Genomic DNA, 8,285 nt, shown 5'->3' with positions numbered 1-8,285 from the left:
GATCATTGCTGCTTTAAATAAATCTGGATAAGCAATTAACATTCTTGTTGTCATGTATCCACCTGCTGAGCATCCTGATACATATACTTTATCTGGATCTATTCCTTTTGTTTTAATTACTTCCTGGATTTCATTATATGCTTTTTCTAATAATCCATCACGTTGTGCATAATACCATGTATCTGGTGCTTGGAATGCCATTACATCTGCACCACCAAAGATATTTTGTGCTTCATCAGTTGCCCAGGCAACAGTTCCTCTATTTCCTAACATTTGAGCAACATTATTATTTGAACTATGATAATCTCCTTCACCGTTACCATGGAACCAGACAACTAATGAATCACCTTTTGAGGCATCATAATATTGATAGTTAATTCCACCATCAACAATAATAGATTGGAATTTTGATGTTTCTTCATCTTTAACTGTATTATCACATGTATAATTTCCAATCCAATTAGTATCTAACTCTCTGCCATCAGCAGATGTCAATGTAAGAGGATTAATCTGAGTAATCGTATACTCTAAATCTAATGGTATATTTCGTCCTCCAGTTTGTAAATAAGTTAACGTAGAACCCTCGGACATATCAAAATATACAGTTACATATTGACCTTCAGTCTCTACTTTAACGATTTTTCTATCGTATTCTTTTGCATTGTAGCTCATCTCATTTTCAGGAACATTATACTCTTCAGGATTTGTTCCATTAACATGAACTTTGAATGTCTCCGTTGTTACTCCTCTAACCTTATGAGTTTCACCATAATCAATTACCATTTTAGAAATAACTTGACCAGCATCAGTTACTTCACCATATAATTGAACCGGATAACTTTCATTGCTTTCAACCGCAAATAATGGTGTACAGTATGTAGATATAGCTAATGCTAAACTTACGATTACTGTAAATAATTTCTTCATTTTTTTCATTCTATCCTTCCTTTCTTGATAAAGATTCTATCATGAAAAAAATGATTAAAATTGTCATTTTTCTAGAACAATCTTAATCATTTTCTAGTTTTTTTCCGATATTGTTTAGGTGTCATCTGAAATAGTTCTTTGAAAGTCCGATTAAAAGCTTGAATATTTGGAAAACCATTATTTAAAGCAATATCAACAATTGATTCATCACTATATTTTAAATCATCTAAACAATGCTGAATACGAACATTTTTTATATATTCAAAAATACTTATCCCCATTTTCTTTTTAAAAACAGTCGATAAATACGACTTGTTATAATTTGTTAAAGCAGCAAGTTCATTTAAACTTATCTTTTGTTTATAATTTTTATCAATATAATTAATTACCTCAATAACTAATTCATATAACTCATCATCATGCTTTTCTTGAATATAATATTTATCATCTATTAGATACTTAGTTAGTAAATCAATGATTATTAATATATCAATATATGTATCAATTAAATTGTTTTCTTGACTCCCATTTCTATAAATTTTAAGTAATATATTAATAATTTTTTGTTTAACTTCTAAATTTTTTTCTAAATCAAACCTTTTACCAATCGCATTAGGACAAACATGATTAATAAATTTACGATCAATTAATAAAACTATACCCTCAATTCCTTTTTTTACATCAATATCATGACTAACACCAGAATTTACTAACAATAAGGTTCCTGTTTTAGCCACAATTTCTTCATTTTCCATCCTTTGTATTTTTTCACCCTTAACAACATAAGTGATTTCAATACTATTATGCCAATGAGATTCAAAACAATAATCTTGATTATAATAATTATGACTAAAAGTAAAAAAACTATTATTTGCATATTCAACTTTTTCATGTTTTCTAACTACTACTCGCTCTGGCATATAATAAACCCCATCCCTTCTTAATAATATTAGCATATTAAAAGAATATTTGGAAATAAAAGGTAAATAATTAATGTTTATTTTAAATATAAATAAAATTTATTTAGCCATATATAATTAGCATTGAAAATTCTTAATATATTTACTAGTAAATTAATAATAAATCCATTATAATAGTCAATGTTTTCAATGAGGTGACATATAAGTGAAAATAATACTAAGAAAGGTTAATTTATATGAAAAAAGGTATTTCAGTAAAACTAGTTGTTATCAATGCGATGATTGCTGGGGTTTACGCTGCACTCACTTTAGTAATCTCACCCATCGCATATTCGCAAATTCAATTTAGATTATCAGAGATAATGGTGTTTCTAGCGTTTTATAATTATCGCTATATTCCTGGTTTAACTATCGGTTGTATTTTAGCTAATTTATTTTCACCATTAGGAATGTTAGACATCGTCTTTGGATCAATCAGTACATTAATTGTATGTATTGCGATGTATTTTGCGAAGAATCGTTATTTAGCTGCTTTTTTAGGAGCAGTAATCACTGGGGTTATTATTGGCGGTGAATTATGGTATGCTTACCAGATTCCATATTTAATTAATGCCTGCTATGTAGCAATCGGTGAGTTAATAGTATTAGTAATTGGGGCTTTGGTTTTTAAAACATTAGAAAAAAACGACCGTTTAATGAACTTACTTGCTTTAAAGTAAGTTCACCAACGGTCTTTTTATTATTTCAATCTTGTAATATCCACTAATGTTGTATCGCCTTTATGACGTTTTTCTAAACTAGTAATCAATGCTTGAGCTGTATCTAATGATGTAAAGATTGGAATACCTGCTTCAACTGCAAATCTTCTAATTAAGAAACCATCTTTTAAGTTATTATTTCTAGTTGGAATATCAATAACTAAATCTACAGTATCAGTTAACATTAAATCAAACATAGTATTAGATTTTGCATCAATACGATTAACTAAATTTACAGGAATATTGTTTTCTTTTAAGAAATTATAAGTACCTTCTGTTGCATATAAATCATATCCAAACATATAATATTGTTTTGCAATTGGTAAAAATTCATCTTTAGCTGAATCTTTGATTGTACAAATAATATTCTTTTTCTTTGGTAAATTAATTCCGCTACCGATAAATGCTTTATAAATAGCTTCATCATAATCTGTAGAAATTCCTAAAACTTCACCAGTTGATTTCATTTCAGGTCCTAAACTAATTTCAGCACCTTTAATTTTTTCAAATGAGAATACTGGCATTTTAACAGCTACTGTTTGTTTTTCAGGAGCTAATCCATATTCATATCCTTGTTCACCAATTGATTTACCCATAATTACATGAGTAGCCACATCAACAACAGGAATATCAGTTACTTTAGAAATATATGGTATTGTTCTACTTGAACGTGGATTTACTTCAATTACATATACTTGATCTTCATAAACAATAAATTGAATATTAATTAATCCAATAACGTTTAATGCTTTAGCTAAACGTTTTGTATATTCAACAATTGTATCTTTAATGTGATCTTTGATTTTTTGAGAAGGATAAACTGAAATACTATCTCCAGAGTGAACTCCTGCTCTTTCTACGTGTTCCATAATTCCTGGAATTAAAACACCATGTTCATCACAAATAGCATCAACTTCTACTTCTTTACCAGATAAATATTTATCAATTAAAATTGGATGTTCTTGATATTGACGGTTAATAATTTCCATGAATTTTTTAACGTCACCATCATTCAAACAAATTTCCATACCAGCACCACCTAATACATATGATGGTCTAACTAAAACTGGATATTTTAATTTATTAGCTACCTCTAAAGCTTCTTCAACTGTAAATACTGTTGAACCACGAGGACGATCAATATGACATTTTTCTAGAATTTCATCAAATCTTTCTCTATCTTCAGCAGCATCTACATCATCAGCTGAAGTACCTAAAATTTTAACACCCATTTCCATTAATGCTTTAGTAAGTTTAATTGCTGTTTGTCCACCAAATTGAACAATTGCTCCATCAGGTTTTTCAATATCAACAATATTTTCAACATCTTCTGGTGTTAATGGTTCAAAATATAAACGATCAGCGATATCAAAATCAGTACTTACAGTTTCTGGGTTATTGTTGACAATAATTGTATCATAACCAGCTTCTTTTAAAGCCCATACACAATGAACTGAACAATAATCAAACTCAATTCCTTGACCAATTCTAATTGGTCCTGATCCTAATACCATAATTTTCTTTTTATCATCACGAGGATCAACCTCATTCACTCCACCATAAACTGAATAATAATATGGTGTTGAAGCATCAAATTCAGCTGCACAAGTATCTACTATTTTATAAACTGCATGAATATTATTTTCCTTGCACATTTGTTTTACTTCATCAACAGTTTTACCAGTTAATTTAGCAATTACATGATTAGGATACTCTAATCGTTTAGCAGTTTTTAATAAATCAACTGTTAATTCTTCATTTTTCAATTGATTTTCAACTTCAATTAAATGTTTAATTTTATCAATAAACCAAATATCAATTTTAGTAATATTATGAATAATTTGTTCACTAATTCCTTGTCTTAAAGCCTCAGCAATAACAAATAATCGATGATCATCAACAACTTCTAATTGTTTCATTAAAAACTCTTCATCTTTACCTTCAAGTTCATCTAAATGAAGATAATATACATTTTGTTCTAATGAACGTAATGCTTTCATTAACGCTCCTTCAAAATTATTACAAATACTCATAACTTCACCAGTTGCTTTCATTTGAGTACCTAATTCTCTTGAAGCATCAACAAATTTATCAAATGGCCATTTAGGAATCTTACAAACAATATAATCTAATGTTGGTTCATAAGATGCATATGTTTTACCAGTTACCGCATTAACAATTTCATCTAAAGTATAACCAAGGGCAATTTTCGCTGCTAATTTAGCAATTGGATAACCAGTAGCTTTACTAGCTAAAGCTGATGAACGGCTAACACGTGGGTTTACTTCGATTACGCAATATTCAAAACTTTCAGGATGTAAGGCAAATTGTACATTGCAGCCACCTTCAATATTTAATGCTGTAATAATATTTAATGCTGATGAACGTAACATTTGATATTCTTTATCCCCTAATGTTTGACTAGGAGCAACGACAATACTATCACCAGTATGTACCCCAACTGGATCAACGTTTTCCATGTTACATACAGTAATGCAGTTTCCAGCACTATCACGCATTACTTCATATTCAATTTCTTTCCATCCAGCAATACAACGTTCAATTAAACATTGATTAACTCGTGATAATCTTAGACCATTAGAACAAATATCATGAAGCTGAGTTTCATTATGAGCGATACCGCCCCCAGTTCCACCTAATGTATATGCTGGTCTAACAACAACCGGATAACCAATTTTTCTTGCAAATTCTAATGCATCATCAACATGATTAACAACTAAGCTAGCTGCACATGGTTCTCCAATTTTTTCCATTAGGTTTTTAAATTCTAAACGGTCTTCTGCTAATTTAATTGTATTAGTAGATGTTCCGATTGTTCTTACATTATGCTTATCTAAAAAACCTTCATCAGCCAAAGCCATGGCAATATTTAAAGCATTTTGACCACCTAAAGTAGGTAAAATACTATCTGGTTTTTCTTTTATAATTAAATTTTTTACTACTGGTACTGTTAATGGTTCAATATAAACACGATCAGCAATATCTTTATCAGTCATGATTGTTGCTGGATTTGAGTTAATTAAAACTACTTCGATTCCTTCTTCTTTTAAAGCTCGACAAGCCTGTGTCCCAGCATAATCAAATTCTGCTGCTTGACCAATGATAATTGGTCCTGAACCAATTACTAATACTTTTTTTATTCTACTATCTTTTGGCATCTTACTTTACCTCCATCATTTTAATAAACTCATCAAATAAAGCATCGGTATCTAAAGGACCAGCACATGCTTCAGGGTGAAATTGAACAGTTTTAATATTTTTATTTAAATATTCTACTCCTTCAATTGTCTTATCATTAACATTTACAAACCATGGTTTTGCAACTTCAGGATCAATTGAATCTTCTTTAATTACATAGTTATGGTTTTGTGTTGAAATATAAACTCGATCAGTATCTAAATTTTTTACTGGATGATTAGCACCATGATGTCCATATTTCATTTTTTCTGTTTTAAAACCATGTGCTAAAGCCATTAACTGATGTCCTAAACAAATCGCAAAAATAGGTGTATCACTTTTAGCTAAAATTTTAATTTGTTCAATAATTTCAGTATTTTCTTCTGGATCACCAGGACCATTAGAAAGCATAATTCCATCATAATTTCCTTCTAAGATCACACTTGCAGGTGTACCAGCAGGAAATACAGTTACTTCTAAACCACGTTTAGCTAAACTTTTAGCAATATTTGCTTTAGCTCCATAATCCATTAAAGCAACTTTTTTATCACCATTACCTACTTGATATGTTTCTTTACAAGTTGTCTTTTCTACTACACCAGTAACTTTAAAAGCATGGATTCTTTGCATAACTTCATCAAGATTATCATATTTAACTGTTGTAATCATTCCATTCATACAACCTTTATTTCTAATAATCTTTGTAAGGTTACGAGTGTCAATACCTTGAATTCCAGGAATATTATGTAATTTCAAATACTCTTCTAAATCCATATCTTTACGGAAATTACTTCCTAAACGTGATAATTCATTAACAACAAACCCTTCTACAAAAGGCTTTTTTGATTCTTGATCTTCTAAACATACTCCATAATTACCAATTAATGGATAAGTCATAACAACTGATTGTCCAGCATAAGAAGGATCAGTTAAAACTTCTAGATATCCTGTCATTGATGTATTAAATACGAACTCACTGACTACTTCTTTAATTGCACCAATACTTTCACCTTCAAATATACTGCCATCTTCTAAAATTAAGTAAGCTTTCATCTTTATCCTCCTTGAATCCTTAAAAAAAACATATCAATAAAAACTGATATGTTCACTAACCAAATATAAAAAATGAGACCATAAAGCTATCAATTTTTTTTAATACAAATCCTAACATACGCCTCATCCCTTTCTTTTCTTGTATAGTATAGTAGAAATCTATTAAATATTCAAGTTCTTTTTACACTTTTTTATTATCGTGATGTAAATTTACTACCTTTAAAATAATCTATAACATCTATAATTCATTATCATCAATAATTATCGCCAAAAAATAGACATTTAATCAAATAAAATAGATTTATTTAAACAAAAAAAGAGCTAGTCCATATTACTAGACTACCTCATCTTTTTCACTAACTATTCTTTCTATTGTTATAGTAGTTGGTTTTCCATTTATATAGCCTTCTTTTAAAGTTAAATCTTCTATTAGTCTATCTGTCATTTCCTTAACATCTTCTTTTTTTACCAACCCTACTATCTTCATTATCTTCTTTAATGAAATATCGGTTTGTTCTAACAGATTTATTAATATCTCATATTTTTCTTCTGCTCGACCTTCTAATAAACCCTCTTTTTTTCCTACTAATATTCCTTCCATTCTTCCAGCTGCTCTATTTTCTATTATTAATCCTTGCGCTAAGTTACACATATTTTCAACTCCTTTCTTTAGTTTATCACTCATTTTAAAACCATATTCTTTTTCTAAGATTCCCCTTATCTCTTGAACACTTCTTCCACTCATTCCAAACAGTAACATCACCACTCTTAATAATTCATCATTCTGTTCATACTTTTGGCTTATTTCATGTTTGCTGCTTGTATAGATCGTTGCTATCTTGATCTTATCATAGGCTTCTTTTTCTTTTAACGGTATTCCTGATTCCACCTTTTCTTGTAGACTATATATCCTGATCGTTCCATCATATTTTAACGGTGCTTGAGGCATTAACCAGATTGAATATGTCTTTTGCATCTTTTGATAATTATCACCATCAATTACTGTTTTAAACTGCTGGGATATCAGTCTACTTGTATAAGCAATCCCTCTTGTTACTATCTTATAATTATTATAGATACTGTTTTGAGCTTCGATATTAATTTGCAGCTTACAAGCTTTTTGTTTATTTCTTTTAGGAACATCAAGTTCAAAATGAACGTCAAATCTTAGCAATCCTTCTCCAGGAATGATTGATTCATTATTACTGGTTTTAACTACTCGATTACCTGGAAATACCGGTTCATGATTAATATTAGCTGGAATGATTTCCTGGATTTCCTCAATCGTAAAATCACGCAATTCATCAACAACATATTTTAAAATATGTGCTAATATCTGGGTATCACTAAGAAGAACTTTACAGGTTTCATCAAGCTTTACACTTTTAGAATCATTATTGATGATCGATTGATTAATAACTGTAGCTGT

6 protein-coding genes are annotated in these 8,285 nt (G+C 29.6%); 1 reads left to right on the top strand and 5 read right to left on the bottom strand.

Going from position 1 to position 8,285, the window contains the following annotated elements; all coding sequences use genetic code 11:
• Together B5E92_RS14560 and B5E92_RS14555 are read right to left on the bottom strand one after the other, a co-directional pair.
• On the bottom strand, nt 1-936 hold a 936-nt coding region (locus B5E92_RS14560; protein WP_158095249.1), incomplete at its 3' end, for a prolyl oligopeptidase family serine peptidase.
• 77 nt (nt 937-1,013) lie between these two features.
• Complete coding sequence (locus B5E92_RS14555) at nt 1,014-1,847, bottom strand: AraC family transcriptional regulator (RefSeq protein ID WP_087303350.1); 834 nt, start codon at nt 1,845-1,847, stop codon at nt 1,014-1,016.
• A gap of 236 nt (nt 1,848-2,083) precedes the next feature.
• Here B5E92_RS14555 and B5E92_RS14550 point away from each other — a divergent pair, with 236 nt between their 5' ends.
• Nucleotides 2,084-2,566: a QueT transporter family protein gene (locus B5E92_RS14550; RefSeq protein ID WP_087303348.1), complete on the top strand. Its 483-nt coding sequence runs from the start codon at nt 2,084-2,086 to the stop codon at nt 2,564-2,566.
• Nucleotides 2,567-2,586: 20 nt separating this feature from the next.
• On the opposite strand, the gene carB is transcribed toward B5E92_RS14550, so the two are convergent.
• The 3 genes from carB to B5E92_RS15565 all read right to left on the bottom strand — a co-directional run.
• Entirely contained in the window at nt 2,587-5,784 is a 3,198-nt protein-coding gene (gene carB, locus B5E92_RS14545) for a carbamoyl-phosphate synthase large subunit (RefSeq protein ID WP_087303347.1), read from the bottom strand.
• A gap of 1 nt (nt 5,785) precedes the next feature.
• Nucleotides 5,786-6,856 carry a carbamoyl phosphate synthase small subunit gene (locus B5E92_RS14540; protein ID WP_087303344.1) on the bottom strand — a complete coding sequence of 357 codons (1,071 nt, stop codon included), beginning with the start codon at nt 6,854-6,856 and terminating at the stop codon, nt 5,786-5,788.
• A 334-nt stretch (nt 6,857-7,190) separates the two neighbouring features.
• Nucleotides 7,191-8,285, bottom strand: a 1,095-nt coding sequence (locus tag B5E92_RS15565; protein ID WP_087303342.1) for a hypothetical protein, incomplete at its 5' end; no start/stop codon positions are given.

It is taken from the genome of Erysipelatoclostridium sp. An15 (genome assembly GCF_002160675.1).
Taxonomy (GTDB): Bacteria; Bacillota_I; Bacilli_A; order Erysipelotrichales; family Coprobacillaceae; genus Thomasclavelia; species Thomasclavelia merdavium.
This window is presented reverse-complemented; position numbering and strand designations above follow the sequence as displayed.

Bases quoted from the DNA above. Each gene is read 5' to 3' on its own strand.
- B5E92_RS14555 (WP_087303350.1), bottom strand. From the start codon at position 1,847: ATGCCAGAGCGAGTAGTAGTTAGAAAACATGAAAAAGTTGAATATGCA.
- B5E92_RS14550 (WP_087303348.1), top strand. From the start codon at position 2,084: ATGAAAAAAGGTATTTCAGTAAAACTAGTTGTTATCAATGCGATGATT.
- carB (WP_087303347.1), bottom strand. From the start codon at position 5,784: ATGCCAAAAGATAGTAGAATAAAAAAAGTATTAGTAATTGGTTCAGGA.
- B5E92_RS14540 (WP_087303344.1), bottom strand. From the start codon at position 6,856: ATGAAAGCTTACTTAATTTTAGAAGATGGCAGTATATTTGAAGGTGAA.